This is a genomic window from Pseudoflavonifractor sp. An187, from assembly GCF_002160275.1.
GTDB lineage: Bacteria > Bacillota > Clostridia > Oscillospirales > Oscillospiraceae > Enterenecus > Enterenecus faecium.
In genome coordinates this window covers 87077-111716 of sequence record NZ_NFKG01000003.1, presented here as the reverse complement: position 1 = coordinate 111716, position 24640 = coordinate 87077, and the positions used below count along the sequence as shown (strand labels likewise).

Annotated in this window: 32 protein-coding genes; 29 read left to right on the top strand and 3 right to left on the bottom strand. The window is 57.6% G+C overall.

Annotated features, from left to right (window positions below):
• Positions 1-102: 102 nt before the first annotated feature.
• The 3 genes from B5F22_RS03430 to B5F22_RS03420 form a co-directional block, all read right to left on the bottom strand.
• Positions 103-1200: a site-specific integrase gene (locus B5F22_RS03430; protein WP_143482176.1), complete on the bottom strand. Its 1098-nt coding sequence runs from the start codon at positions 1198-1200 to the stop codon at positions 103-105.
• A gap of 81 nt (positions 1201-1281) precedes the next feature.
• The gene (locus B5F22_RS03425; protein ID WP_087390895.1) at positions 1282-1833 is read right to left on the bottom strand and encodes an Ltp family lipoprotein; all 552 of its coding nucleotides are present in this window, start codon (positions 1831-1833) and stop codon (positions 1282-1284) included.
• Positions 1834-1866: 33 nt separating this feature from the next.
• Positions 1867-2460 carry an XRE family transcriptional regulator gene (locus B5F22_RS03420; protein ID WP_242955050.1) on the bottom strand — a complete coding sequence of 198 codons (594 nt, stop codon included), beginning with the start codon at positions 2458-2460 and terminating at the stop codon, positions 1867-1869.
• A gap of 156 nt (positions 2461-2616) precedes the next feature.
• On the opposite strand from B5F22_RS03420, the gene B5F22_RS03415 reads away from it, so the two are divergent.
• The 29 genes from B5F22_RS03415 to B5F22_RS03285 all read left to right on the top strand — a co-directional run bounded on the left by B5F22_RS03415 (position 2617) and on the right by B5F22_RS03285 (position 24609).
• A complete protein-coding gene (locus B5F22_RS03415; protein WP_087390889.1) occupies positions 2617-2847 on the top strand; it encodes a helix-turn-helix transcriptional regulator in 231 nt (76 codons plus the stop codon).
• A gap of 2 nt (positions 2848-2849) precedes the next feature.
• Positions 2850-3302, top strand: coding sequence for a helix-turn-helix transcriptional regulator (locus tag B5F22_RS03410; RefSeq protein WP_087390886.1), 453 nt, complete (start codon positions 2850-2852; stop codon positions 3300-3302).
• 1 nt (position 3303) lies between these two features.
• On the top strand, positions 3304-3546 hold the full coding sequence (locus tag B5F22_RS03405; RefSeq protein ID WP_087390883.1) for a hypothetical protein: 243 nt from the start codon (positions 3304-3306) through the stop codon (positions 3544-3546).
• 106 nt (positions 3547-3652) lie between these two features.
• A complete protein-coding gene (locus B5F22_RS03400; protein WP_143482175.1) occupies positions 3653-4537 on the top strand; it encodes a hypothetical protein in 885 nt (294 codons plus the stop codon).
• 1 nt (position 4538) lies between these two features.
• Positions 4539-5951: a DnaB-like helicase C-terminal domain-containing protein gene (locus B5F22_RS03395; RefSeq protein ID WP_087390877.1), complete on the top strand. Its 1413-nt coding sequence runs from the start codon at positions 4539-4541 to the stop codon at positions 5949-5951.
• The gene (locus B5F22_RS03390) at positions 5948-6145 is read left to right on the top strand and encodes a hypothetical protein (protein WP_087390874.1); all 198 of its coding nucleotides are present in this window, start codon (positions 5948-5950) and stop codon (positions 6143-6145) included. Before B5F22_RS03395 ends, B5F22_RS03390 begins: the two co-directional genes overlap by 4 nt.
• Before the next feature lie 11 nt (positions 6146-6156).
• Positions 6157-6933 (top strand): ParA family protein, encoded by a 777-nt coding sequence (locus tag B5F22_RS03385; RefSeq protein ID WP_087390869.1) that lies wholly within the window; start codon positions 6157-6159, stop codon positions 6931-6933.
• Positions 6920-8398 (top strand): ParB N-terminal domain-containing protein, encoded by a 1479-nt coding sequence (locus tag B5F22_RS03380; protein WP_087390866.1) that lies wholly within the window; start codon positions 6920-6922, stop codon positions 8396-8398. Before B5F22_RS03385 ends, B5F22_RS03380 begins: the two co-directional genes overlap by 14 nt.
• A gap of 2 nt (positions 8399-8400) precedes the next feature.
• The gene (locus B5F22_RS03375; RefSeq protein WP_087390863.1) at positions 8401-8643 is read left to right on the top strand and encodes a hypothetical protein; all 243 of its coding nucleotides are present in this window, start codon (positions 8401-8403) and stop codon (positions 8641-8643) included.
• A complete protein-coding gene (locus B5F22_RS03370) occupies positions 8640-9095 on the top strand; it encodes a hypothetical protein (protein WP_087390860.1) in 456 nt (151 codons plus the stop codon). The genes B5F22_RS03375 and B5F22_RS03370 overlap by 4 nt, the downstream gene beginning before the upstream one ends.
• The gene (locus tag B5F22_RS03365) at positions 9079-9894 is read left to right on the top strand and encodes a hypothetical protein (RefSeq protein WP_087390857.1); all 816 of its coding nucleotides are present in this window, start codon (positions 9079-9081) and stop codon (positions 9892-9894) included. Before B5F22_RS03370 ends, B5F22_RS03365 begins: the two co-directional genes overlap by 17 nt.
• Positions 9895-9960: 66 nt before the next feature.
• The gene (locus tag B5F22_RS12255) at positions 9961-10161 is read left to right on the top strand and encodes a hypothetical protein (protein ID WP_087390854.1); all 201 of its coding nucleotides are present in this window, start codon (positions 9961-9963) and stop codon (positions 10159-10161) included.
• Positions 10162-10262: 101 nt separating this feature from the next.
• Complete coding sequence (locus B5F22_RS03355; protein WP_087390851.1) at positions 10263-10580, top strand: hypothetical protein; 318 nt, start codon at positions 10263-10265, stop codon at positions 10578-10580.
• A gap of 114 nt (positions 10581-10694) precedes the next feature.
• Positions 10695-11036, top strand: a complete 342-nt coding sequence (locus B5F22_RS03350) for a hypothetical protein (RefSeq protein WP_143482174.1) — start codon at positions 10695-10697, stop codon at positions 11034-11036.
• A complete protein-coding gene (locus tag B5F22_RS03345) occupies positions 11033-12697 on the top strand; it encodes a terminase large subunit (protein WP_087390846.1) in 1665 nt (554 codons plus the stop codon). The genes B5F22_RS03350 and B5F22_RS03345 overlap by 4 nt, the downstream gene beginning before the upstream one ends.
• A 9-nt stretch (positions 12698-12706) precedes the next feature.
• A complete protein-coding gene (locus tag B5F22_RS03340; RefSeq protein ID WP_087390843.1) occupies positions 12707-13957 on the top strand; it encodes a phage portal protein in 1251 nt (416 codons plus the stop codon).
• Positions 13896-14501: an HK97 family phage prohead protease gene (locus B5F22_RS03335; protein ID WP_087390840.1), complete on the top strand. Its 606-nt coding sequence runs from the start codon at positions 13896-13898 to the stop codon at positions 14499-14501. The genes B5F22_RS03340 and B5F22_RS03335 overlap by 62 nt, the downstream gene beginning before the upstream one ends.
• A 2-nt stretch (positions 14502-14503) precedes the next feature.
• A complete protein-coding gene (locus B5F22_RS03330) occupies positions 14504-15685 on the top strand; it encodes a phage major capsid protein (RefSeq protein ID WP_158096602.1) in 1182 nt (393 codons plus the stop codon).
• 62 nt (positions 15686-15747) lie between these two features.
• On the top strand, positions 15748-16023 hold the full coding sequence (locus B5F22_RS12250) for a hypothetical protein (RefSeq protein WP_158096601.1): 276 nt from the start codon (positions 15748-15750) through the stop codon (positions 16021-16023).
• Positions 16016-16330 (top strand): phage head closure protein, encoded by a 315-nt coding sequence (locus B5F22_RS03325; protein ID WP_158096600.1) that lies wholly within the window; start codon positions 16016-16018, stop codon positions 16328-16330. Before B5F22_RS12250 ends, B5F22_RS03325 begins: the two co-directional genes overlap by 8 nt.
• Positions 16330-16701 carry an HK97 gp10 family phage protein gene (locus tag B5F22_RS03320; protein ID WP_087390831.1) on the top strand — a complete coding sequence of 124 codons (372 nt, stop codon included), beginning with the start codon at positions 16330-16332 and terminating at the stop codon, positions 16699-16701. The genes B5F22_RS03325 and B5F22_RS03320 overlap by 1 nt, the downstream gene beginning before the upstream one ends.
• 2 nt (positions 16702-16703) lie before the next feature.
• The gene (locus B5F22_RS03315; protein ID WP_087390828.1) at positions 16704-17015 is read left to right on the top strand and encodes a hypothetical protein; all 312 of its coding nucleotides are present in this window, start codon (positions 16704-16706) and stop codon (positions 17013-17015) included.
• Position 17016: 1 nt separating this feature from the next.
• Positions 17017-17649 carry a major tail protein gene (locus tag B5F22_RS03310; RefSeq protein ID WP_087390825.1) on the top strand — a complete coding sequence of 211 codons (633 nt, stop codon included), beginning with the start codon at positions 17017-17019 and terminating at the stop codon, positions 17647-17649.
• Complete coding sequence (locus tag B5F22_RS03305; RefSeq protein WP_087390822.1) at positions 17646-18095, top strand: hypothetical protein; 450 nt, start codon at positions 17646-17648, stop codon at positions 18093-18095. The genes B5F22_RS03310 and B5F22_RS03305 overlap by 4 nt, the downstream gene beginning before the upstream one ends.
• 35 nt (positions 18096-18130) lie before the next feature.
• A complete protein-coding gene (locus tag B5F22_RS12430) occupies positions 18131-18286 on the top strand; it encodes a hypothetical protein (protein ID WP_204210514.1) in 156 nt (51 codons plus the stop codon).
• 3 nt (positions 18287-18289) lie between these two features.
• Positions 18290-20353 (top strand): hypothetical protein, encoded by a 2064-nt coding sequence (locus B5F22_RS03300; RefSeq protein ID WP_087390819.1) that lies wholly within the window; start codon positions 18290-18292, stop codon positions 20351-20353.
• A complete protein-coding gene (locus B5F22_RS03295; protein WP_087390816.1) occupies positions 20346-21050 on the top strand; it encodes a hypothetical protein in 705 nt (234 codons plus the stop codon). Before B5F22_RS03300 ends, B5F22_RS03295 begins: the two co-directional genes overlap by 8 nt.
• Complete coding sequence (locus B5F22_RS03290; protein ID WP_087390813.1) at positions 21047-22807, top strand: phage tail spike protein; 1761 nt, start codon at positions 21047-21049, stop codon at positions 22805-22807. The genes B5F22_RS03295 and B5F22_RS03290 overlap by 4 nt, the downstream gene beginning before the upstream one ends.
• Complete coding sequence (locus B5F22_RS03285; protein ID WP_087390810.1) at positions 22807-24609, top strand: DUF859 family phage minor structural protein; 1803 nt, start codon at positions 22807-22809, stop codon at positions 24607-24609. Before B5F22_RS03290 ends, B5F22_RS03285 begins: the two co-directional genes overlap by 1 nt.
• Positions 24610-24640 lie beyond the last annotated feature (31 nt).

Here is a 24640-nt window from a genome sequence, read left to right as displayed (position 1 = left end):
ATCCTAGCTTGGTACGCCCGAAGGGACTCGAACCCCCAACATTCAGAACCGGAAGCAGTACCCCGTTGCACCTGCTATCCGTTGCTGCGCAATGGGTACGGGCTACCCGGTTTCCACATTTCCACCAAGTTTCCCACCACCCTCTAATTTTGCAATATTAGCGTGGAGTGTGGCGCTGTCTCGGTGGGTGTAGATGTTGGCGGTGGTCTGGATGTCTGCGTGGCCCATCAGCTCCTTGGCCACGTTGAGCGGCACACCAGCCCGTTGGAGGTCTGTGCAAAAGGTGTGCCGGAGGCAGTAGGGGGTGAGGTCAGGGGCCACCACGCTGCGGATGATCTGATTGCGGTAGACCTCTGCCCCCATGGCAATGTCCAGATCCCGTTTGAAGCCGGTCCATAGGCGGCGCAGGCTGTTCTCGTTCTGCGGGTTCCCGGCTTGGGTAGAAAAGACAGGGGAGAATGGCTTGCCCCTGGCGGCCAGGAGGCGCTGGCGCAGCTCAGAGCGCATGGGTATGTCCCGCAGGCCCGCCTCAGTCTTTGTCCCTTTGATCTTCCCGCTGCCGGATTCCCTGGCGGCGTGGACGTGGATCTCGTTGGCGTCAAAGTCAACATCTGCCCAGGTGAGGGCGGCTGTCTCTCCGGGCCTCATGCCGGTGTATAGGAGGGTGAGCACCCAGAGCCCGGCCCGGTGGGTCTTGGCCAGCTCCAGGATGGCAGCACGCTCCTGGTCCGTGATAGATCTCCGCCGTCCCTCGGTCATGGCGGGAAGCTCCAGGAGCTCCGCTGGATCATAGGCTATGAGCCGGGACTGCCTGGCCCGCCGGAACAGCTCCTTGAGCAGCAGCCGGATCTTCTTGACGTGGGAGGAGCTGCGCCCGGCCTCCCCGTTGAGAATCTTTTGCAGATGCACGTCCCGGACATCCTGGAGGCGTAGGTGGCCAATGGCCGGTTTAACATATCCACGATATTTCTCATCATACATCCCCAGGGACTTTGGGGTGAGGCCCTTGGGGTCTTTGTAGGTGGCTTTCCACTGGCGATACCAGGCATCCACCGTCATGGCTCCGCCCAGTGTCTCCTCGCCCCGCTTGGCCTGGGCCAGCTTTTGGGCCAGTTTGGTCATGGCCTCCAGCTCGGTCTTTCCAGTGGCCTCGTATTTCTTGCCATTCCAACGAGCTGTTTTTCGTATGTAATTTCCCACGGTCTCACCTCCAAAATAAAACAAGTGTTCTATTATTTGCGTTTTTGATACCTCCCCCGGGTTCCGGGGGAGGTATTTGAGTTAGTAGCCCACGGCGCTCACGCCATATTCGGCTTGCTCAGCAGTAAAGCCTTCATACTCCAGCTGGTCAATCAGCCCAGCTCGGGAGAACGATGTGTAGTCAAGGTAGCTTTGTGCGCACTTTGCGGCCTGTTCGTTCCAGTCGGCTCCACAGTTGTCCACGGCAAATGTGGCATCCTCGGTGGAGTATCCCTCATACTCCAGCTGGTCAATCAGGCCAGAGTACGAAAATGCGCTAAATTCCAGGTAGTTGAGTGCTGTTTTGAGTGCATTTTTTTGTCCCATGGTCATTTCAGGGGTGGGCTCAGGGGTTGGATCGGGCGTGGCGGTGGGGGTCGGCTCTGCGCTGGGTGTAGTCTCCGCAGGCTGCTGAGTCTCTGTAACTGATGTAGATGGTGTGCTGTCATTTCCGGCGGTTTCCTCTCCACCGAAAATGGAACCAATGACACCCAGGCCCAGGATGACAACAATCACCCAAAACCACCATCGTTTTGTAACGGGTTTCTTCCCGTTCCCGGCTGGCTGGCCGGACTGCTGATAGGTGTACTCCATTTTTCTCTCTCCTTTTTGTATTTATAGCCAGGGTCAATATTTGGCCCGAAGCTCCACGACTTTTCCAATCACACGGACGGGCAGGCGCTCCACATCGGCAGCAGAATAAAATTGAACATCATAGGCCGGGTTAGTCGGGATAAGGGAAATCCCGTCTGACCCGTATTTTATTTTTTTGACGGTTGCGCTGTCTCCGTTGACCAGCACCACCACAGTGTCCCCAGTTTCAGCGGTGTCTTGCTTCCTGACTATGACAACGTCACCTTCCATCATGCGGGGCTCCATGCTGCTCCCTTTGATACGGAGCCCAAAGTGCTCCCCGCTGGCAGCCATGGCATCATCAATCTCTTCATAATCCACAATGTCAGTAACGGCCTCGATAGGGATGCCGGCGGCAACGTCGCCCAGGACTGGAACTATGTTCTTCTTTTTTTCAGTAGAGTCAATCCCAAGTATGTAATCTGCGCTGACTCCAAATATTTCGGCCAACTTTGCGAGTGTTTGATAATCAGGAGCATGCGAGGATGTTTCCCACATGGCTACTGTAGACCTTGACACCGAAAGAGCCTTGGCCAGTTTGTCTTGAGTGTAGCCAGCCAATTTTCGCAGTTCTTTCAAGCGGGTCATTAGCATCACCTCGCTAAAATTATATGTCATAGATAATGACACATCAAGAAACGGGGAAAGAAAAAATGTGAATAGTATTGACAATGCAAAATGAAGGTGGTATATATATGTCACAGATGGTGACATCCAGGGGTTCAAGTCAAGGGAGGTGACGCTATGTATATGCGCATTCGTGAACTGCGTGAACAGAACAAGATGACACAGTCAGACCTTGCGGCGAGTATGGGGGTAGTCCGAAATGCTGTGACTAACTGGGAGACAGAAGTAACGCTTCCAAAGGTTAGACAGCTTCCCCGGCTTGCTGAGGTTCTCGGTGTCCCCATCGGAGCCCTTTTTGTGGGCCACTCGATGGACTGTAACAACGATAACACATTTGAGGGGGCTTGACCATGCAACCAGGTTGCAACATTTACCAACGGGCTCGCAATATCAGGGGCCTGACCCAGGAGCGGGCGGCGGAGGCCCTTGGAATCTCTGTTCGCTCGCTGGCTGACTATGAGGCAGGCGTAAGATTCCCGCCAGACAAGGTGGCCACCCTGATGGTGGACATTTACGACAGCCAACTGCTGGCGGTGCAGCACCTGCGGCAGTCTGCGGCCCTGGCCTATGGCGTGATCCCGGACGTGCCGGAGCTGTGCTTATCCCAGGCTGCGCTCAATCTCATTGACACGGTCTATGCGTTTGCAGATAACAAGCTGGACAGGGAGCTTATCAATATTTGCCGTGACGGCGTGATCTCCCAGGAGGAGCAACCACGCTTTGATCACATCATGGAGCAACTCAGCGAGATTACCTCAGCGGCCATGGCCCTGTTGTGCTCACATCGAGATAGGAGGGATTAGGATGGCAGGACAAGCAACCAAGTGGCAGGATATTGCCGCCAAGAAAAAGGACATGTTTGAGCGCCACGGTGTGGCCATGCTCAATCTCCAGCAGGTGGCAAAGGAGTTGGGCTGCAAGGATGAGCGCACCGCCAAAAAGCAGCTGGAGCGGATGGACATCCCGGGCGTGGCCGTTGGCCGCCGGGTGCTCTACGAGGTGGACGTGCTGGCCAAGGCGTTGGTGGCTCGGCGGGGGATGGTGTGATGGATCGTCAGAGCACGAAAAAAGCCCCCGGCGGACGTTGGAGCATCCACCAGGGGCAGCATGGCAAAAGCCATTGCTATGAGAACATTTGTATTATAACAAAAATATGGCGCAAGCGCAAGGGGGTGTGGAGATGCAGCCGTTAAGTCGTGTACAAGGCTACGGCCATGTGGCCAAGCGGTATGGCCTGGAGGAGTCCATATTCCTGGAGGCGGTGATGTATTGGTATCGCACCAACCGGGCTGAGAATCGCAACTACTACGATGGACGCTGGTGGACCCACAACAGTCTAGCCGCCTTTGAGCAGCTATTCCCCTGGTGGTCCGGCAAACAGCTCCGCCGGATCATCAACAGCTGCAAGGACCAGGGAGCTATCCTCACAGGAAACTACAACAAGGACCGGAGAGACCGGACTGTGTGGTATACCCCATCGGCAGAATTGATGGAGCTCTACGGAGAATCCCAAACGGACAAAAGCATTTGCCCAAATGGGCAAATGCAAGAGCCCGAACGGGCAGACTCATATGCCCAAATGGGCACACCATTACCATGTAATACCCATGTAGATACTAATACCCCCTATAGTCCCCCACAGGGGGAAGTGTCTGGGGATGCTGCTGAACCGGAGGACAAGCCCAAGCCCCAGGCTAAGCCGAAGACCAGGACCAGCGGGGAGCGCTGTACATACAAGCCGGATTGGTTTGATGCCCTGTGGAAGATCTACCCCCGCAAGGATGCCAAGGCAGCTGCCCGGAAAAAGTGGGATGCCATCAAGCCAGACCGGGAGACCTGCCGGGCTATCCTGGCGGGCCTGGAGCGGGACAAGCGCTCCGAGCAGTGGCAGCGGGACGGCGGAAAGTATATCCCCATGCTGTCCACCTACCTCAACCAGCGCCGGTGGGAGGACCAGGGCGTGGATGCCAGCCAGCTGCCTACCCCACCGGCGGACAAGCCCCGCATAGCATGGGGCGAAGATCGGGAGGTGACCTGATATGTCCGAGGATATCAACCTGCTGACCGTGGACAGCCTGGGCGCTGAGCAGTCGGTGATCGGCTCCATGCTGATTGATGCCCGGTGCATCAAGGCTGTCATGGCGGAGCTGCCCGCCGCCGATCTGGCGGACGGTCCATGCCGGAACACCTACCAGGCAATCCGGCGGCTGTCCCTGGAGGGAAAAGCCGTGGACCCGGTACTGGTCCAGGAGGCCGTGGGCGGTGGGCAGGACTGGTCCAAGTGGGCGGCCAGTCTGATGGAGGCCACGCCCACGGCGGCCAACGTGATGGAGTATGTGCGGATCGTCAAAGAGTGCGCCCAGTACCGGCGACTGCGGGAGGGAGCCTCCAGGGTGTTGGAGACCACCACTCTGGCCGATGCCCGGCAGGCCGCCCAGGCCCTGAGCGCCGCAGCGGTGGGCCAGGAAGTGCGCACCGGCTCCACGGCCAGTGAGCTGGCCGCCGCCTTTTGGGAGCGGCTCAAAGCTCCCAAGCCGGATTACATCCCGTGGGGGATTGAGACGGCAGACGCCAAGGTGTGCGCTCAACTTGGGGACATGATCCTGCTGGGCGGCTACCCATCGGCAGGCAAGACGCTGCTCTCCCTCCAGTTTGCACTGCTCCAGGCTCAGAAGGGCTACAAGATCGGCTACTACTCCCTGGAGACCACGGACATCAAGGTCACAGACCGAATCATGAGTCACTTATCTGGCGTCCCGTTGTGGAGGATCAAGGATCGGGCTCTGTCTGATGCGGACTATCAGGCCCTGGCCAAGACCACGGCCAGCTTTGCCTCCCTGCCCTTTGAGCTCGTTGAGGCATCCGGGTGGACGGCGGATGACATCACCGCCCACGCCATTAGCCGTGGCTATCAGATCATCTACATCGACTATCTCCAGCTGGTGCCTGGGCCGGAAAAGAGCAATTATGAGCGTGTTTCAACGACATCCCGAAAACTGAAAATGTTTGCCCCACGCCACCGGGTGGCGGTGGTTGCCCTGGCCCAGCTCTCCCGGCCGGACAAGGTAAACAAGAAGGATGGCACCCAGGTGCTGATCCCGCCTACCATGCAGTCCTTCAAGGAGTCCGGGCAGATGGAGCAGGATGCCGATGCAGCCTTCCTTCTGTGGGAGTCAGTCCCGGATGACTACCGATCCCCCCGCAAATTCAAGCTGGGCAAGAACAAGGAGGGTGAGCGGTTTACCACCATGCTGGCCTTTGATGGGGCCCGACAGCGGATGGTGGAGATGGAGGAGGGGCCTGATAACAGTGTGGCCAATGATTTAGCGGCCAGAGGCCAGGCGGTCAAGGCTGCCAATCGGGCCACGGCTCAGGCCAATCAAGTCACCTTCCGGGAGTTGGTAGGCGCGGAGGAGGAAAATCCGTTTGAACCCCAGGAGGTGAGCGCATGAAAATCGGAGATGCTAAGACCTTTGTGCCGTCTGCGTTCAGCGAGCTGAGCCGGGACGGGGCTCAAAAGAGATACAGCCATCCGGCACACGTCAAGGGTAAAATCATCGCCATCAACTTGAGACACCGCCACTTTACCGTGGAGGGCCAGGTCAATGGCCATATCATCCGGGAAACCTACAAATTCAGACCGTAAGGAGAATCGCTATGAGAACAATCGCAGTGCTGAACATGAAGGGCGGAGTTGGAAAGACCACCACCGTCATTAACCTGGCCCACATCCTGGCCAATGACTACCGCCGCCGGGTGGTGGTGGTAGACTGTGACCCCCAGTGCAATTTGACCAACTTTTACGGGGCACCCACCGATGGGCCCACAGTGGCGGACGTGCTGCGGGGCACTCATGAGCCGTACTGGGGGGACATCATCACCGAGGTGACCCCGTGGATCTCGATTCTGCCCGCCTCCACTCAGTTGTGGCAGCTGGACCTGGCGGCGATCCAGGCTGGGGAGAGCAAACTCAATGCCATGCGGGATTTTGTCCAGGCCATGGCAGAGGACCAGGAGATTGACGTGGTACTCTTTGACTGCCCTCCAGGATTTACCGCCGCTTCCACCGCCGCATTGATGGCGGCTCAGGAGGTGATCATCCCGGTGCTGATGGACGGTTTTTCCCTGGAGGGGATGGCGGAGATGCTGGCCCAGGTGGCCTCTATCCGCAGCTCCAACCCGGGGCTCCAGGTGGGCGGGGTGCTGATCAACCAGTGGCACCGCTCGGTGCCGGTGATCCAGGCGGAGAAGGTTCTGCGGGCCATGCCGGTGCCGGTATACAATCAGACCATCCGCCGTTCTGACAAGGTGCTGGAGAGCACCATGGTCAAGGAGCCTGTGGCGGACTACTCCATCACCAGCGCAGCGGCCCGGGACTACCGGCTGCTAGTTCAGGAGATATTCGGGGAGGTGGGGACCTATGGGAAAATTTAATATTGGGAGCTTTGCCGCCTCACTGAATGAGACGGTGTCCAAGTTGGACACAAACACAGAGCCTCAGCTCCAGTACATCGACATTGACCAGTTGGATGCCAACGAGGCAAACTTCTACGATGTGTGCAACTTGGACACATTGGCGGACAGCATTGCCATGGACGGGTTGCAGCAGCCACTTGTGGTGACGCCTGGACAGGATGGGCGCTACACGGTGATCTCTGGTCACCGCCGCCGGGCGGCGATTCGCAAGCTGGTGGAGGAGGATGGCCGGGAGGACCTGCGCCGGGTGCCTTGCCTGGTCAAAACATACCAGAGCCCAGCTTTGGCCGAGCTTCAGCTCATCATGGCCAACAGCACCGCCAGAGTGCTGACCTCGGCGGAGGTGATGCACCAGGCCAAGCGCATGGAGGACCTGCTGTACCAGCTCAAAGAGGAGGGGTACAGCTTCCCAGGCCGGATGCGGGACCAGGTGGCCGAGGCCTGCCAGGTGTCAGCCTCCAAGCTGGCCAGACTCAAGGTGATCCGGGATAAGCTCATTGCTCCTTGGATGGATAGATTTGAGGCTGGCGAGATCTCCGAGGATGTGGCCTACACCATTGCTCAGATGGGGCAGGACTACCAGATCAGCCTGGATAAGATTTTTAGCGAGCCTCGTTGTTATGGGCTGACTAAAAACACGGTGGAGGGGTATCGACTCCGGCTAGATGAGATAGCAGCCATTGAGTGTGCGCATGGCAGCGCTTGCACCAATCGAGAGCGCATGATTGAGCACACAGCCAAGCAAGCTTCTCCCTATTGGGGAAAGTGTAAGACGTGCTGTGCATCCTGCAATTCCAGGTCAACCTGTGAGCATGTCTGCCCTATGGTGCAGGAGCAGGTGGCCCAGGAGGCCAAGGCCAGGCAGATGGAGCTGGAGGAGGCCAAGGCCAAGGGGGAGGAAGAGGCCGCCAAGCGAGCCGCTAAAATGGTTGCGGAAGCCGAGTGCAACCGAAAACGGTGGCAGAGATTGGGGCAGGAGTTTGACCGGCTTGGCATCGACAGGGAGAAAGTCGCAAGGATGTGGGTTGATGTCCCCGAGCCTGAGCAGATCGAGGCACTTTCCAGCATGCTGGATGGAGACATGCCTAAAAATCCAAATTGCTTTGACCTGGATCTCGGCTGGGAGCTGTGTGATAGCTTCTTGGTGGCGGATTTTGCGACTGCTGGGGTATCGCTGGACTATGTGCTGACCGGGAAAAGGGCAGAGGCAAGTCAAGACGGCCAGTGGCAGACAGGCAAGCCAACCACCAACGGCTATTATTTTTGTATTAATCGTGTGAGCAATTGGGCGGGGCTTTATTGGTGGCAGGACGACCACTGGGAGCATGCAGCGGCTATATGTACTGCGTATGTTTGTGTGGATTTGTGGGTGCCAGCCCCAATTATTCCAGGATGGAGAGCCTGGGAGCGGGAAGAGGTGTGAGTATGGAGCATTTGCGTGACGCTATGAAAATGGTGCGGTATGTGTCCAACTTGGACACATCCGAGTATAGCCGGCCCCGCTGGGGCCGGCGGGCCCTCTTGGCCCTGTGTGTGCTGTCCGTGATCTGCGTCACCCCGGCCCAGATCGCCGCCGGGGACTGGCTGGGTGCGGCGGCCGTGGTGGGCCTTTGCACGGTGGATGCGGTGCTGGTCTTAAGTGATTGTGGAGGGAGGGGAAATCCGTGAGTAGAGATCCGCTGACAAAAGAGCAAATGGAGGCTATGAATTTTGAAAAAGTCTGGATTAGCTATGGCGTAGACGAAAATGGAGTTGATGACGGGGAATGGGGAGTTATACTGTTCGGACGCCTTTACAGCATTGATGTGCTGGAGGGAGCGGGGATGGAGGAACTTCTCCAGGATTTGGCCAATGGTGAAAGCCTTTCGGATGCAGAAAAGCAGCACCGTGTATACAGTGCATGGCTACCTGGCACAGCGTGGTATTGGGGCCAAGTCGTACAGGATTTGAGGCGCCTAAAAGTGGAGACTGGCTCCTTGGCATGTTTGGGATGTAAGCGGGAAAGGCAATGTGCAACCAAAGGATGTTTTATCATCCGGGAAACTCTTTGCCTCTTGGGTGTGTCCAAATTGGACACGGTTCCGCAATCCATGGAGGTGGACGATGGCCAAGGCAATTAAGCACATCAAGGCCGGTCTCCTCCACATTGAGGTCATCGGCCAGGTGCCGGAGCGGGATGGGCGAAAGCCTCGGGCGGCCAGGAGCCGCCCGACCTCTCCGGCCCAGACCTTCTACAATCACAAATGCAGCTGGCGGGAACTGGAGCTTAAGTTGGCCGCCAACTTCGGCAAGTCAGATTTCTTTTTGACCCTCACCTATGACGATGCCCACTTGCCGAAGAATAAGGCCGCTGCTATCAAGGACATCCAAAAGTTTTTCCGCAAGCTTCGAGCCTCTCGGAAAAAGAGGGGGGAGGAGCTGAGGTACATCTACTGTACCGAGGGCAACCACGGGGCGCAGAAAGATGAGTACCTGGGAGCGGATCGAGAGCTGGAGGACAAGCGGCTCCACCACCATGTGGTCCTCAATGGATATGGGGAGGAGAGCATGGAGGAGATACGCAGCCTTTGGCACGGTGGAGGCTACGTCAATATAGAGGCGGTCAACATCCACTATTATCGGGAGTTGGCCAAGTACATGACGAAGGAGGCCCGGGAGTTTGGTAGCCCAAAGCCAGGAGAGCGCAGCTGGCGGGGCTCCCGCAACCTCCACAACTACGAGGTGGAGTATGTGGAAATCCCGGTGGACAATGTGACATTGACAGCACCGCCTGGAGCCCAGGACTATGTGCCGTTCAGCGAAAAGAATCCCTATGGATTTTCGGACAGTGTTGGCGCCAGGTATCTCCTGCCAGAGGATGAGGAGCCAGAGCCACAGGAATCCTACGCACGGCCCAGAAAACGCAAGCGGCGGCCTTAATAATTTTTGAGCTCGAAACCAGTCTTAATAATTTGTAGGGGGCTCTATAAAAAGGAGGAAACGGCATTGCAACCCAAAACCGAATCTGCTACAATAGTCACAAAGGACGGATGGGCAATCTGCCCGGTGTGCGGAAAAGGAAAGCTCATCAAGCTGCTACCCACCACCACTGTCCACGATTTGCCTTGCAAGTGCAAACGCTGCGGGCATATCACAAAACTCAACATCGAAGCGCCTGAGCCCGAGTCCAAAGAGACCAGCGCCTGAGCCTGATTACTCCAGCATGGAGTGAGTCATGGCTTAGGCGCTTTTTGTTTGCCCGGAGGTGATAGCCCGGGGACAAACGGGCCAGGCCAGGAGGTGACCAGGTGCAAGAGTTTGCCCGCAAATTCTACAAGTCCAAGGCCTGGCAGGCCTGCCGGGCGGCGTACATTGCCCAGCGTGTCCAGGAGGACGGTGGACTGTGCCAGTGCTGCGGGGAGGAGCCGGGGTACATCGTGCACCATGTGGTGCATTTGACCCCGGCAAACATCAACGACCCGGCGGTGGCGCTCAACCCGGCCAATCTGTCCTACGAGTGCAAGGCCTGCCATGACCTCCACGAGGGCCACGGCGTTGGCAACGGCAAAAAGCCTCTGGCACGCTTTGGCCCGGACGGTCAACCGGTGGACTTGCGGAGCATTTGACCACGGGGGCCTCCCCCCCCATCGACTGGGGCGGAGGCCCCCTCTGGAGGACCGATGGGGTGGAGGTAAATTACAGCGAGCGTGATGCGGGAGGGGGGTGTAGTCATAGCAAAAGTGAGCAAGAAACAGCTGGGGCGCTTCTGGCCCATCTACGATGGGGGAAGTGATGAGCAAAAGGCAAAGGGCCTGCATTTGGTTCAAAACCTGGTTTTCATCGAGGAGCAATTAACCCAGCTTCAAGGCGAAATTCGAGAAAAAGGCGTGGTCAGCGAGTACCAAAACGGAGAAAACCAGTGGGGCACTCGCAAGTCCCCCGAGGTGGACGTGTACAATGCCCTGCTGAAAAACTACATCTCCGGCATCAAGCAGCTCAACGAGATTTTTGGCGAGCAGGCCCAGGCTGAAGATGAGCTCACCGAGTTCCTCAAGAATGGCAGAGGCGGTGGCGCTAAGTGACCAACCTGGAGCGCTACTGCACCAGCATCCTGGACGGCAAGATCAACGCCTGCCGGCGGATCAAGCAGGTGTGTGAGCGTCTGCTGGAGGATCTCTACAACCCAGGCCAATGGCACTTTGACCACGACATAGCCAAGCACCATGTGGATTTCATCGAAAGATTCTGCAAAGTCCCATCCGGCCGCCTGGGCCAGCCCCTCAAGCTGGAGCTGTTCCAAAAGGCCAGGCTGGAGGCCATTTTCGGCTTTGTGGACGATGATGGCCTGCGCCGTTACACCGAGGCGTTGATCCTGGAGGGGCGAAAAAACGGAAAGACCACTGAGTCCGCAGCCGTGGAGTTAGACCTCCTGGTCAATGACGGAGAGGGCGCTCCCCAGATCTACAATGTGGCTACTAAGCAGGATCAGGCAAAGCTGGGCTATGAAGCCGTGAAAAAGATGGTCAGGCTCTCTCCGCTGCTCAACAAGCACCTGCGCCGCCGGGTTTCTGATATCTATAACCCGAAGAATATGGGATTTATTAAGGCCCTATCCTCCAACACTAACAGTCTGGATGGATTGGATGTCCACGGGGCTGTCATTGATGAGCTGGCCGCCATTAAAAATCGAGACCTGTACGATCTCATCAAGCAGGGCACCGGCGCCAGGGATCAGCCCCTGATCTTCACCATCACCACCAACGGCTTTGTGCGCAACGGGATTTTCGATGATCAGTATAAGTATGCTACTGCCATCCTGGACGGTGTGGCCAGCAATCCCCGGTTTCTCCCCTTCCTGTACCAGCTGGATAGCCCGGACGAGTGGGACAAGGAGGAATGCTGGATCAAGGCAAATCCAGGCCTGGGCACTATTAAGCGCATTGAGACACTGCGGGAGTGGGTGCAAAAGGCAAAGGATGATCCCAGCTTTAAGGCCACAGTGATGGTCAAGGACTTTGGTCTGCCCCAGACCTCCACGGCGGCCTGGCTGCTCTATGAGGAACTCAACAATGAGGCTGTGTGGACTGCGGATGAGGCCATCAAGTTTGACTACTGTATCGGCGGATTTGACGCCGCTGACACCACCGACCTCAATGCCGCCAAGGCCATCTGCATGCGCCCGGATGATCCGCACATCTATGTGCGCTCTATGTACTGGATTCCCCAGGCGGTGCTGGACAAGCAGGCGGAAAAGGGCACCCGCCAGGAGCGGGACAACGTGCCGTACACCCTGTGGGTGGAGCAAGGGCTCATGCGCACCTGCCCGGGGAACAAGTGCGACAAGCGGGTGTTCCTGGAGTGGTTCCGGGAGCTGCGGGACAAGGAGGATCTGTATGTGCTGTACATCGGCTATGACCCCTGGCATGTGGATGACACCCTGCTGCGGGATTTCAAGGCTGAGTTTGGCCCCAACTGCATGGTGCCCATCCGGCAGGGGCCTTACACGCTGTCCCAGCCCATGAAAGACCTGCGGGCGGACTTCCAGGCCGGACTTGTGGTGTACGACAACAACCCCATTGACAAGTGGTGTCTCATCAACACAGAGGTCAAGACGGACACCAATGGCAACATCCAGCCGGTGAAGAGCCTGGACCCCCGGCGCAGGATTGACGGCACGGTGGCCCTGCTGTGCGGCTATACGGTGCTCCAGGACAAGAAGGATATGTATATCAATTTGAACTGAGGTGAGAAAGTGGGACTGTTTGAAAAGCTGTTCCCGAAAAAGGCAGCGGAGCGGGAGATGTACTCCTGGTTCCGCACCCTGGGCGGCTACACCCCGGTATACACCAGCTTTGACGGCGGCTTGTACGAGATGTACCTGACCCGGGCGTGCATCGACACCTTTGCCACCCATGTGTCCAAGCTCAAGCCGGTGGTGTCTGGCCCCGGCTCTGGCAAGATGGGGCGGGTGCTGGACTACCGACCCAACCCGTGGCAGGACACAAAGAAGTACCTGTACCGGCTGGCCACCATCTACAAGGCGGAAAACACTGCCTTTATTGTGCCTGTGTATGAGGATGGCAGCATTGACCGGCTGGCTGGGTATTACCCGGTGCGACCCAGTCAGGCCCAGGTGGTAGAGTCCGGTGGGGTGCCGTACATGCGCTTTTCCTTTCCCTATGGCCAGGTTGCCACGGTGGAGCTGGAGCGGACGGGAATTATGACCCAGATGCAGTACCGGGATGATTTCTTTGGGGAGACAAATGCCGCTCTGCGGCCGGTGATGGAGCTAATCCACGCCCAGAACCAGAGCATCATCAACGGGGTCAAGGCCTCCGGCAATCCACGCTTCCTGGCCCAGCTGTCCCAAAACCTCAAGCCCGAGGCTATGAAAGAGGAGCAGAAGCGATTTGTGGCGGACAATTTGGGGCCGGACAACACCGGCGGCGTGATGATGTTTGATGTAAAATACTCCAGCGTCAAGCAGATCCTCTCCCAGCCCTACATCGTGGATGCCAAGCAGACGGAGCAGATCCGGGAGAGCGTGTTTGACTACTTTGGGATGAATGACGCCATCTTGCAGGCCAAGTATACCCCGGATCAGTGGGCGGCCTACTATGAGAGCCAGGTGGAGCCCTTTGCCATTGAGGCGGGGCTTGTCCACACCAACATGACCTATTCCATGGATCAGGTGGCCAGGGGCAAGCAGATTGCCTTCTCCACCAACCGGCTCCAGCACATGACCATGGGGGACAAGCTCAACGCTGTGCGGGATCTCTTTGACCGTGGCTTGCTCAACGGGGAGGGTGCCATGGAGATTTTGCAGATGCCGCCCATTGGCACGCCGGATGCCAAAAAGTATTACATCCGGCGAGAATATGCAGAAGTGTCCGCCCTGAACCGGGAAGACGGCGTGATTTTAGACGAAGGAGGAGAGGAAAATGCCAGTGGTGCCGGGCCGGGAGTACCGAGCCATGAGCCTGCTGCTGCCGACGGCAGCTAACAAGCGGATTGACACCGACTTTTACGTGGAGGGCTACGCCACCACCTTTAACCAGCCCTATGTGCTGTTTGAGGAGGAAGGGGTGCAGTACAAGGAGGTCATTGACCGCAACGCCCTGGTGGGGGCGGACATGTCGGACGTTATCATGCAGTATGACCACAGGGGCAATGTGCTGGCCCGGCAGTCCAATGGGACACTAATCATCGTCCCGGACCTCACTGGTCTCTTTGTGGCCGCTGACCTGTCCAAAAGCGTGGCGGCCCGAAATCTCCATGAGGAGATCAGCAACCAGCTTATAACCAAGATGTCCTGGGCCTTTACCGTGGCCGAGGAATCCTACGACCGGGTTACCCACACCCGGCGCATTTTGAGAATCAAGAAGGTATATGACGTGTCGGCAGTGTCTTTGCCCGCCAACCCGTCTACCGATATTTCCGCACGCTCTTGGCTTGACGGAGTGATCGAGGCAGAGCGGCAGGAGCGGCTGGCAGCGGAGGCTGCCGTGCGGAGAGCCAAAAAAATCAGAATTTTATTGGAGGTATGACCATGAAGAAAAACAAAATTGGCATCCAGTTCTTTGCCACTCCCGGTACCATGAGTGACCGCAGGGATGCTATTGTGGCCCGCCTGGCAGAGATTAAGCAGGTGGTTGAGCAGCCCGGGGCTGACCTGGATGCCCTGGAAACAGAGGTCCGCACTCTCAAGGATGAGCTCAACCAGATCGACCAGGCCGCTGAGCGCCGGGCCCAGATCCTGAAGGAGTTGTCCGCCGGCGGCGGCACGGTGATCCGCACCTTTGACCAGGGCCTGCCCGAGAAGCGCACCTACACCCCTGAATCTGCGGAGTATCGCTCCGCCTGGCTGCGCAATTTGCAGGGCAAGGCCCTGACGGCGGAGGAGCGGGCGGCGGTGACTGCCAGCGCAGTGATTCCCACCCAGACCATGAATATGGTGGTTGGAAAGCTGGAAGAGACCCCTATCATTGCCGCTGTGGACGTTACCTACATTCCCGGCAATGTGTCCTACCCTGTGGAGAAAACCGTCAATGATGCCAGTTGGGTGCCCATGGGCACCGCTGCCACCGACTCTGCTGATGCGCTGGATATCATCAGCCTGGGTGCCTACAAGCTCATCAAGACGGTGGAGATCACTGCCGATGTCAAGGATATGGGCATTGATGCCTTTGAGAGCTGGCTGGTGAGTCGACTGGCCAACAAGATTGCTGTATCTGTGGCTGCGGCTATTTTCAATGGCACTGGCTCCAGTCAGGCCACCGGCATTCTCAAGTCTGGGCAGATTACCCAGACTGGTACTTTTACCAGGGCTGGAATGACGTACAAGGACCTTCTCTCCATCTTCAAGAGCGTCCCCTCCCAGTATCGGATTGGGGGCAAGATTGCAATGGACAGCACCATGTTCTACACCGAGGTGCTGGGCATGACGGATGCAAACGGAAAGCCTGTGGTTGTGGCCGACCCTCAGGCACCTGAAAAATTCCTGGTTCTGGGCTACCCTGCCATCGTGGATGACAACTGCGCTGCCGACACTGTCATCTTCGGCAATTTCAAGGAGGGCTACAAATTCAACTTCTCCAAGGCTCCCGTGGTGGAGAGTGATGGCTCTGTGGCGTTCCGCAGCGGCTCCACCGTGTACCGGGCCATGGCTCTGGCCGATGGCAAGCCCGCCGACAAAAAGGCCCTGTGTGTCTTTAAGCGTGCCAGTGCCTAATGTGTCCAACTTGGACACAAGGGAGGGCGGCCTGAGCGCCGCCCTCCCGGAAAGGAGGCCACATGGTTACTGTCCAAGAGATTAAGCTGGCGCTGCGCATGAGCAGCGCTGTCCTGGATCAGGAAGTGCAGGGTACCATCGCCGCTGCTGTGCTGGATCTCCAGAGTGCCGGAATGCCGCCTGGTGTGGACAACGCCCTGAGTGATGAGGCCATCCGGCAGTATTGCAAGTGGCGGTACGACTACATGGGCAAGGCGGCAATGTATGAGCACTCCTATGATCGGCTTAAAACGGTGCTGGCCCTGCTGCCAAAGGAGGAGGTGGTGGGCGGTGGATGAGCAGATCTACCTCATAGCCCAGAACTACCAGACAGACAGCCTGGGACAGCGCATTCCCGTGGACGGCCCATCGTCCCCTGTGTGGGCCAAGCTCAAGAGCGTCTCCCGGTCTGAGTGGGCGGCAGCTGGACAGCAGGGCCTCCAGCCCCAGCTGGTGGCTATCGTGTATGCGCTGGACTACGCCGACCAGCCAGTGGTGGTGATCGGAGAGGGTGAGAGCGCCCGGCGGTACTCTGTGTACCGCACCTACCGGCCGGAGAACTCCGAGTACATCGAGCTGTATCTGGAGAGGAAGGTGGGTGTCTGATGGACATCAGCATTGACGACCTGGCGGACACTCTGGCCGAGGAGCTGGCTGGATATAGCCAGGAAGTCACCGACGACCTCAAGAGGGAGGTTAAGCAGACCGCTAAGGAGATGGTGACACAGCTCAAGGCCACATCTCCTTTTGATTCCGGTGACTACGCTTCCGGCTGGACCTCCACAACCGAGAGCGAGGGCCGCAACACAGTGCAGGTCCGGGTGTACAACCGGAAGAAGCCCACCCTCACCCATCTGCTGGAGAATGGCCATGCCAAGGTCAACGGGGGACGAGTGGAGGGCAAGGCCCACATCGGCCCTGCTGAACAGGCTGCGGAAAAGCGGCTGGAGAACAAGGTGGTGGTGATGGTCAAATGACGATGGAGGATGTAAAAACCTTGCTGGAGAGCACAGGCCTGCCGGTGGCTTATCGGTCCTTCCCGGAGGGCGGTGCTCCGGCGCTCCCATTTTTGTGCTACTACTCTCCATACACCAATAACTTTGCTGCCGATGGTGTGGCCTACGCCACCATCAACCACATCAATGTGGAGCTCTACACCCAGGTCAAGGACCCAGCCACCGAGGGAAAGGTGGAAGCAGCCCTCACGGGGGCCGGGATCTACTGGGAAAAGAGCGAGACCTACCTGGAGGACGAAAAGTGCTTCCAAATCCTTTATGAAATCGAGGTGTAACATGGCTGACAAAGTCCAATTCAACCTGAAAAATGTCCACTATGCGCCGATGACTACCACCGGTGAGCCCCCCGAATGGGGAACACCTGTGAAGATTCCCGGCGCTGTCAGCTTAACGCTGGATCAGCAGGGTGAGCTGACCAAGTTTTATGCCGATGGTATCGTCTATTGGCAGAGTAGTTCCAACAACGGGTATGAGGGCGAACTGGAAGTTGCGTTGTACCCGGACTCCATGCTCGTTGATATTTGGGGGTACACCAAGACCGATACGGACAACGTCCTCATCGAAAACGCCACAGTGGAGCCCAAACCCTTTGCGCTGCTCTTTGAGATCGACGGCGACGCCAACGGGCGTCGGTACTGTATGTATAACTGTTCCGGCACCCGGCCGGGCATTGGTAGCAAGACCAATGAGGCCAGCAAGACGCCCCAGACGCAGAAGAGTACCATCTCTGCGGTACCTCTGGAAAATGGTGACGTGCTGGCCCGTACCACCGATGAGACCACGCCCACCGTCAAGCAGAAGTGGTTTGAAAAGGTGTACAAGAAGACTGCCGCCGCTGCGGCCTCTCTGTCCCAGACTGAGCCTGCGGCAGCTGAGTCCGACGCCGGAGAGGAGGCTGCCAGCGCATGACCAAGGTGTTGACCATTGACGGGAAGGAGGTGGGGTTCCGGGCTTCGGCCTTGGTTCCCCGCCTCTACCGGCACAAGATGGGCCGGGACATTGTGCGAGACCTTAATGCCCTAAAGAAGTCCTTTGACAAGGCCCTTAAGGCAACGAATGCGGTTGCTCCGGTGGAGCCGCCTGAGGATGCCGACGATGAGACCGTGGCCCAGTACCTCCTGGATCTGGAGGCTTACGAGAAGGCTACCCAAGATGCCCAGCTGTCGGTGCTGGACCTGGAGATCTTCGAAAACGTGGCCTACATCATGGCCCGGCACTATGACCCCAAGCTGCCCAGCACCCCGGAGGAGTGGCTGGAAGGCTTCGATGTTTTTTCAATCTACGAGATTCTGCCCGAGATTTTGGCGCTGTGGAATCTCCAGGAGAAAACTACCTCTGTCCCAAAAAACGGTTAAGGCCCACCGTCCGGGAGGAGACGGGGGCCACGTTTATGCTCCGCTGTGCGGAGCTCCACCTGTCCGATGAGGCCCTGGCAGATATGACTATGGGAATGGTGTATGACATGCTCGTTGAGCAGGCCAACGACCATGAGGAGTACCCTGTCAAGGCAACCCAGGAGGACATTGACTACTTCTTTGGGGGGTGACCTATGGCAGACCGTATCAAGGGTATCACCGTAGTCCTGGGCGGTGATACCACGGGCCTCAATAAGGCCCTCTCCGGCACAAATAAGGAGATCAAGAACACCCAGGCACAGCTGAAGGATGTGGAGCGGCTGCTGAAGCTGGACCCCACCAACACCACCTTGCTGGAGCAGAAGCAGCGGCTCCTGGCGGATGCCGTGGGGGAGACCAAGTCCAAGTTGGACACGCTCAAGACCGCTGAGAAGCAGGTGCAGGAGCAGTTTAAAAAGGGAGAGGTTTCCCAGCAGCAATATGACGGACTCCAGCGAGAGATCGCAGCGACCGAGGCAGCATTGCGAAAGCTGGAGGACCAGGCTGGCCAAAGCGCAACCGCTGTTGGAAATGTGGGAGGAGCTGCTCAAAGTATTCAAACTGGTGCAAATAAGGTTTCTGCCGCAGCTGACAGTGTCCAGCAGAAATTTGCACCGGCGACGGCAGCCGTTGGGGGGCTTGCAACGGCTGCCCTGGCTACCATTCCAGCAACTGAGGAACTGCGCACAGACCTCTCCAAGTTGGAGGCCAATGCCGAGGAGAATGCTGTCAGTGCAGATGCAGCCAGGGAGGCGTGGAGGCTTTTTGCTGTACAGTCTGGAGAGACAGACAGTGCCGTGGAGGCTACTTCCAATCTCCTGCAAGCTGGATTTACTGAGAGCAATCTGCAAAAGGCTGTCGAGGGCTTAGCGGGTGCCGCTCAGCGGTTCCCGGACACTCTCAAGGTGGAAAGCCTGGCGGACAGTCTCCAGGAGACTTTGGCCACCGGGAAAGCAACTGGCCAATTTGGTGAGCTGCTGGACCGCCTTGGTGTGGGCGCTGAGAACTTCTCAACGCAACTTGCAGCTTGTGCTACTGACGCCGAAAAGCAAGACCTTGTACTGCAAACAATGGCAAAAGCTGGCCTGAATGACACCTATACTGCATGGGCGAAAAATAACGAGGAAATGTTGGCCAACAAGGAGTCAAACCTGGAACTACAAGAGAGCATGGCTGCATTGGCTGAGCAAATCCTCCCTTTCGCCACCACGGCAATACAGATGGTGACGGAGTTGATCAACTGGTTCACCTCTTTGGACAGTAGCACCCAGACCATGATTGTCACTGCCCTGGTTCTTCTAGCTGCTATCAGCCCACTGGCAGGGGTAATTTCTGGAATCTCTACGGTTGTTGGCTTTATGACTACGGCGTGGACGACGGTGAGCGGGGCGATAGCCCTATACACAGGAGCGGCTACCACAGGGACGGCAGCATCTTCGGCCTTGGCCAGTGCCATTACATTTCTGACTGGCCCCATCGGCATCCTGACCGTTGCCATCATTGCCTTTGTCGCCCTCATTGCCACCAAGGGCGATGAGATCCAGGCCATTCTCCAGCGGGTGGATGACTTCCTCCAGGGCATCTTCCTGACGGACTGGACCAAGATTTTTGGCCCGGGCCTGGGTGATGTGCTCAATGCCTTTTTCGCCAATGTCAAAAACATCTGGGATGCCGTCAAGCGCATCTTTGATGGTGTCATTGACTTTGTCCGGGGCGTGTTCACCGGCGACTGGGAGCGGGCGTGGAATGGCGTCAAGAATATCTTTGGCGGGATCTTTGATGGTCTGACAGCCATAGCCAAGGCGCCCATCAATGGGATTATCGGACTGCTCAATGGGGCCATTGGAGGTATCAATGGGCTTATTGGTGGCCTGAATAATATCAGCTTTAGCCTACCCAGCTGGGTTCCCGGTGTCGGGGGCAAGAGCTTTGGGATCAATATCCCGTACATGGGTAAGATCCCGTACCTGGCCAAGGGCGGCATCCTCTCCCGGGGCTCCGCTATCGTGGGCGAGGCTGGGCCGGAGCTGCTGACCATGATGGGCTCTCGGGCCATGGTGCAGCCCCTCACCAGCCAGCAAAAGACCACCAACGTGGGCGGCATCAACATGTACGTCTACGGCGCACCCGGCCAGGATGTCAACAAGCTGGCGGACATTGTGGAAGCCAGGCTGGAGACCAAATACCAGCAGAAAGCGGCGGTGTATTGTCATGCATAACCTCATCATTGATGGACAGTCTCTCAAAGACTTTGGAATCTATGTCAGCGGGGAAAACACCTACAACGCCCCTGCCTGGGCGGTGGAGACGGAGCCCGTGCCTGGGCGGCACGGAGAGCTGCTCCAGCTCATGGACCGCATGGAGCCCATCTCTGTCTCCTACCCCGCCTTTATCAGGACCATGTTTCCGGCGTACTCCGCCCAGGCCCGGCTCTACCTCCTGGGTCATCCTGGCTGGCGGCGCATCGAGGACGACTATCACCCGGAGAGCTTTCGGCTGGGCTACTTCGCCGGCCCCCTGGACTTTGACACCCGCTTTTTAAATCTGTCCGCTGAGCTGGAGCTGGTCTTTACCTGCCAGCCTCAGCGGTGGCTTAAGTCCGGGAAAACCCCGGTGGGCGTGACCTCTGGGCAGGCTCTCACCAATGACTGGATGCCCGCCAAGCCGCTGATCCAGCTCACGGGGACTGGGGCTGGAGAGCTGCGGGTGGGCAGCAGCACCATCACCATCACTGAGATGGAGGGCGGGCTCACCATCGACTGTGACGTCCAGAACGCCTATGATGGTGCGGAAAATCGCAACCGCACCATCAAGGTGTCCGGCGGCTTCCCCGTCCTGGAGGCGGGAGAGACCACCATCACCTACTCCGGCGGCATTACGTCCGTGCAGATCACGCCAAGGTGGTGGACGGTATGATACCTGTGCTTTTCCCGCCGGACGAGCGGGACTTTACCACCCAGGGCCTGGGTGCTTTGAGCGCTGCCATCTCCTGTACCGTCACCGAGGAGCGCAACGGCATCTACGAGCTGGAGCTTGTCTATCCCGTTATAGGCATCCACTACGGTGAGATCGCCAAACGCTGCATCATCTGGGCCATCCCCAGCCCCTACCGTGAACCGCAGCCTTTCCGCATTTATCGGCACACCAAGCCCCTGGCGGGGCGTGTGACCTTTTACGCCCGCCACATCTCCTATGACCTCCAGGGCGTCCCGCTCAACCCCTGCGGCGCTGGCAGCGTAGCGGCGGCCATGGTGGCCCTGGAGACCAATGTGGCTACCTCAAGCCCATTTAGTTACTGGACGGACAAGAGCACGGAGGCGGACTGGTCTGTGACCGTCCCCTCTGTCTCCCGGGCGGTCCTGGGCGGCCAGGAGGGGAGCATCCTGGACGTGTATGGTGGTGAGTACGAGTGGGACCGTTTTGTGGTCAAGCTCTACCAGGAGCGTGGGCGTGATAATGGCGTTACCATCCGATATGGTAAAAATCTCAGCGACATCAACGAGGACAGTGATGACTCCAATCTGGCTACGGGGATTTATCCCTTTTGGACGGACAGCGAGGGCAGCAACCTGGTGGTGTGTGATCCGCCCATTGTCCCTGCCCCTGGCACCTACGACTTCACCCGTATCACCACGGTGGACTTTTCCGGGGAGTGGGAGGAGCCGCCCACTCCTGAGCAGCTGAGGGCCCGGGCGGAGTCCTACGTGTCGGCCAATCAAATCGGAGTGCCCAAGGTGAGCCTTGAGGTGTCTTTTGTCCAGCTGGAGCAGACCCTGGACTTTGCGGACCTTCGGCTGCTGGAAAAAGTGGACTTGTGCGACACCGTCACCGTCCAGTATGAGGCCCTTGGCGTGGATGCCACGGCCAAGGTTATCCGCATTGAGACGGACGTGCTGAGAGAGCGGTACAACGAGGTGGAACTGGGAGACGCCAGGGGAAGTCTGACTGATACAATCATCAGCCAGGGCCAGCAAATCCAGCAAAAGCCATCTAAAAGCGATCTGCAGCAGGCTGTGAGCGGAGCCACGGATTCCATCACCGGGGCAAAGGGCGGAAATATCCGCATTATGTACAATGGGGCTGGACTTCCTTATGAGCAGGTCATTCTTGATACCCAAGACATCACGACAGCCCAAAATGTGTGGCGGTGGAATGTAGGCGGGTTTGGCCACAGTTCGGCGGGGTACAACGGAGAATACACCACTGCTATTACACAAGACGGTCACATTGTAGCGGACTTTGTGGACGTTGGTACGCTCAACGCCAACATCCTGCAAGCAGGGGTAATCCGGTCTCAAGACGGACTCTCTTGGTGGAATTTAGAGACTGGAGAGGTCCAGTTCTCCACGATGGCCAGCCAGAGCGATTTGGATGATCTTAAAGACCAGGTTGCCCAGGGCGTGGACCATGTAGATGCCCGGAATGGTTGTTATTTCGGCCCTCAAGGTATGACCGTCACCAAAACGGATGCCGAGATTTCGACAACTGTGGACTTCTCGGGTATGCGAGTTGTACAGGTGGAGAGTGGGCAAGTGTTGCTCTCCGCCCAGGGCAACCAGGTGACTGCTGCCAACTTGCATGCCTCCACCTATCTCATTGTGGGTGGCCGGTCTCGATTTGAGAATTTTGGTGAAAACTACACGGGATGTTTCTGGATTAAAGGGGGACAGTGATGGCGCTACAGACTAAGACCTACACTCAAAGGTCTAATACCTATACGCTGGAGCTGACGGTGGTGGAGCAGTCCACTAGCACCGCTGGGAACACCTCAACTGTTTCCTACACCCTCAAACTCAAGTCAACTACCAAAAACTTTGCTCTGTATGGGGTGGGTGCCAAGGTGGTGCTGGACGGGAGGACGGTAGGGGAGCGAAACCGGGACACTGCCCCAAAAGTTACCCTGGCCACCTACTCTGCGGTGACACTGCTCTCTGGCACGGCCACGATCGCCCACAATGCGGATGGTTCTAAAAGCATGCCTGTGGCCTACTCTCTGGATATGGCTACAGCCAGTTATACCCCGGGCCCCATGTCTGGATCTGGCACCATGGCTCTCACCAGGATTCCCCGTGGGGCCACTCTTACCAGTGCCCCGGACTTTGACGATGAGTCTAACCCTGTGGTCAAGTACGATAATCCTGCTGGGGTGGCGGTGCAGCTTGGCATTTTCAAGGACAGCACCCACGCCCTGGCCGACTATCGCACAGTGTCCGGCAGCCCCTACACCTTCCAACTGACCCAGCAGGAACGGGAGGCCTTACAGCTGGTAGACACCACAAAAAACACTGCTCAGGTGCGCTTTTACATCAAGAGCACTGTGGGCGGACAGACCTTTATCACCTATCTCACCCGCACCCTCACTATCAAAAATCCCGCCCCCACCCTGGCCCCTACGGTAAGGGACACCAATCCGGCCACTCTGAAACTCACTGGGGATGATGGAGTGATGGTGAGGTATCAGTCTACCGCACAGGTTACCATTGGGGCAAAAGCGGTCAAGGGAGCATCGCTGGTAAGCCAGTCTGTAACCTGTGGCAGCCGTACCCTCACTGGGGACGGCCTCATGGTTGGAGTGGAGTCTGGCACATTTGTCTTTACGGCAAAGGATAGCCGTGGGAACCCGGCTACCAAGACACTGACCAAGGATGTGGTGGAGTATCTCCCACTCACCTGTAACATTGGACAAGGGCTGCCAGATGGACAGGGCAACTTTAACTTTGCCGTCAGCGGGGCGGCGTTTACAGGCTCTTTTGGCCTTGCGGACAATGCATTGACCGTGGAGGCCCGGTACCGCCTGACTGGTGAGGACAGTTGGGGGGCATGGGAGCCGATGGAGGTACGACTAGGGGCATCCAGATATGATGCCACCCTAGCCATCACCGGACTGGACTACACGTCCCCCTACGACTTCCAGGCCCGGGCTACTGACCTCCTATCTAGTGTAGAGAGTAGTGTCCTATCCATTCAGGCGTGGCCACTTTTCTACTACGGGCCGGATGGTTTTTTCCACACCACCCCTGTATATCTGGAGGAGCAGCAGGCGGACGGGACCATCTCCCGCCGGAGTCTGGACCGATGCGGTATTACTGCAAGGATTGCTGCCACAGTGCCTCTCACTGGCGGAGAAAAAAATATCCCCGTCACTTTGGCCCTTTGCGCATATGGTGGCGCTACTGTGTCAAATGGTGCGGTAGTCGTCAAGCACACGGGGGTCTATGAGGTGTCAGCGAGTGTGTATTTTGTAAGCTCTGCGGAGGCCCTGTACTGCGGCGCTTACATCAAGTCAGGTGGGAATGAGCTGGCGTCCATGCACACGGGAATTGCAAACGGAGTGGGCGGTGTGGTAGTGCCTCCTACGCTCGTTGAGCTGGAGGCTGGTAGCACAGTCTCTCTCTCTGCATATGTGCCGACTGGCGGAAGTGCCACGGTCAACAATGACCCGCGCACACAGTTGACTGTGCGCCAAGTGTACTAAGGGCTGGTGGGCCGTCGAATTTTAACGATGG

Excerpts from the sequence above, each read along its gene's own strand:
- B5F22_RS03425 (WP_087390895.1), bottom strand. The coding sequence starts at position 1,833 with ATGGAGTACACCTATCAGCAGTCCGGCCAGCCAGCCGGGAACGGGAAG.
- B5F22_RS03420 (WP_242955050.1), bottom strand. The coding sequence starts at position 2,460 with ATGACCCGCTTGAAAGAACTGCGAAAATTGGCTGGCTACACTCAAGAC.
- B5F22_RS03415 (WP_087390889.1), top strand. The coding sequence starts at position 2,617 with ATGTATATGCGCATTCGTGAACTGCGTGAACAGAACAAGATGACACAG.
- B5F22_RS03410 (WP_087390886.1), top strand. The coding sequence starts at position 2,850 with ATGCAACCAGGTTGCAACATTTACCAACGGGCTCGCAATATCAGGGGC.
- B5F22_RS03405 (WP_087390883.1), top strand. The coding sequence starts at position 3,304 with ATGGCAGGACAAGCAACCAAGTGGCAGGATATTGCCGCCAAGAAAAAG.
- B5F22_RS03400 (WP_143482175.1), top strand. The coding sequence starts at position 3,653 with ATGGCGCAAGCGCAAGGGGGTGTGGAGATGCAGCCGTTAAGTCGTGTA.
- B5F22_RS03395 (WP_087390877.1), top strand. The coding sequence starts at position 4,539 with ATGTCCGAGGATATCAACCTGCTGACCGTGGACAGCCTGGGCGCTGAG.
- B5F22_RS03390 (WP_087390874.1), top strand. The coding sequence starts at position 5,948 with ATGAAAATCGGAGATGCTAAGACCTTTGTGCCGTCTGCGTTCAGCGAG.
- B5F22_RS03385 (WP_087390869.1), top strand. The coding sequence starts at position 6,157 with ATGAGAACAATCGCAGTGCTGAACATGAAGGGCGGAGTTGGAAAGACC.
- B5F22_RS03380 (WP_087390866.1), top strand. The coding sequence starts at position 6,920 with ATGGGAAAATTTAATATTGGGAGCTTTGCCGCCTCACTGAATGAGACG.
- B5F22_RS03375 (WP_087390863.1), top strand. The coding sequence starts at position 8,401 with ATGGAGCATTTGCGTGACGCTATGAAAATGGTGCGGTATGTGTCCAAC.
- B5F22_RS03365 (WP_087390857.1), top strand. The coding sequence starts at position 9,079 with ATGGCCAAGGCAATTAAGCACATCAAGGCCGGTCTCCTCCACATTGAG.
- B5F22_RS03335 (WP_087390840.1), top strand. The coding sequence starts at position 13,896 with ATGCCAGTGGTGCCGGGCCGGGAGTACCGAGCCATGAGCCTGCTGCTG.
- B5F22_RS03330 (WP_158096602.1), top strand. The coding sequence starts at position 14,504 with ATGAAGAAAAACAAAATTGGCATCCAGTTCTTTGCCACTCCCGGTACC.
- B5F22_RS12250 (WP_158096601.1), top strand. The coding sequence starts at position 15,748 with ATGGTTACTGTCCAAGAGATTAAGCTGGCGCTGCGCATGAGCAGCGCT.
- B5F22_RS03320 (WP_087390831.1), top strand. The coding sequence starts at position 16,330 with ATGGACATCAGCATTGACGACCTGGCGGACACTCTGGCCGAGGAGCTG.
- B5F22_RS03315 (WP_087390828.1), top strand. The coding sequence starts at position 16,704 with ATGGAGGATGTAAAAACCTTGCTGGAGAGCACAGGCCTGCCGGTGGCT.
- B5F22_RS03310 (WP_087390825.1), top strand. The coding sequence starts at position 17,017 with ATGGCTGACAAAGTCCAATTCAACCTGAAAAATGTCCACTATGCGCCG.
- B5F22_RS03305 (WP_087390822.1), top strand. The coding sequence starts at position 17,646 with ATGACCAAGGTGTTGACCATTGACGGGAAGGAGGTGGGGTTCCGGGCT.
- B5F22_RS12430 (WP_204210514.1), top strand. The coding sequence starts at position 18,131 with ATGCTCCGCTGTGCGGAGCTCCACCTGTCCGATGAGGCCCTGGCAGAT.
- B5F22_RS03300 (WP_087390819.1), top strand. The coding sequence starts at position 18,290 with ATGGCAGACCGTATCAAGGGTATCACCGTAGTCCTGGGCGGTGATACC.
- B5F22_RS03295 (WP_087390816.1), top strand. The coding sequence starts at position 20,346 with ATGCATAACCTCATCATTGATGGACAGTCTCTCAAAGACTTTGGAATC.
- B5F22_RS03290 (WP_087390813.1), top strand. The coding sequence starts at position 21,047 with ATGATACCTGTGCTTTTCCCGCCGGACGAGCGGGACTTTACCACCCAG.
- B5F22_RS03285 (WP_087390810.1), top strand. The coding sequence starts at position 22,807 with ATGGCGCTACAGACTAAGACCTACACTCAAAGGTCTAATACCTATACG.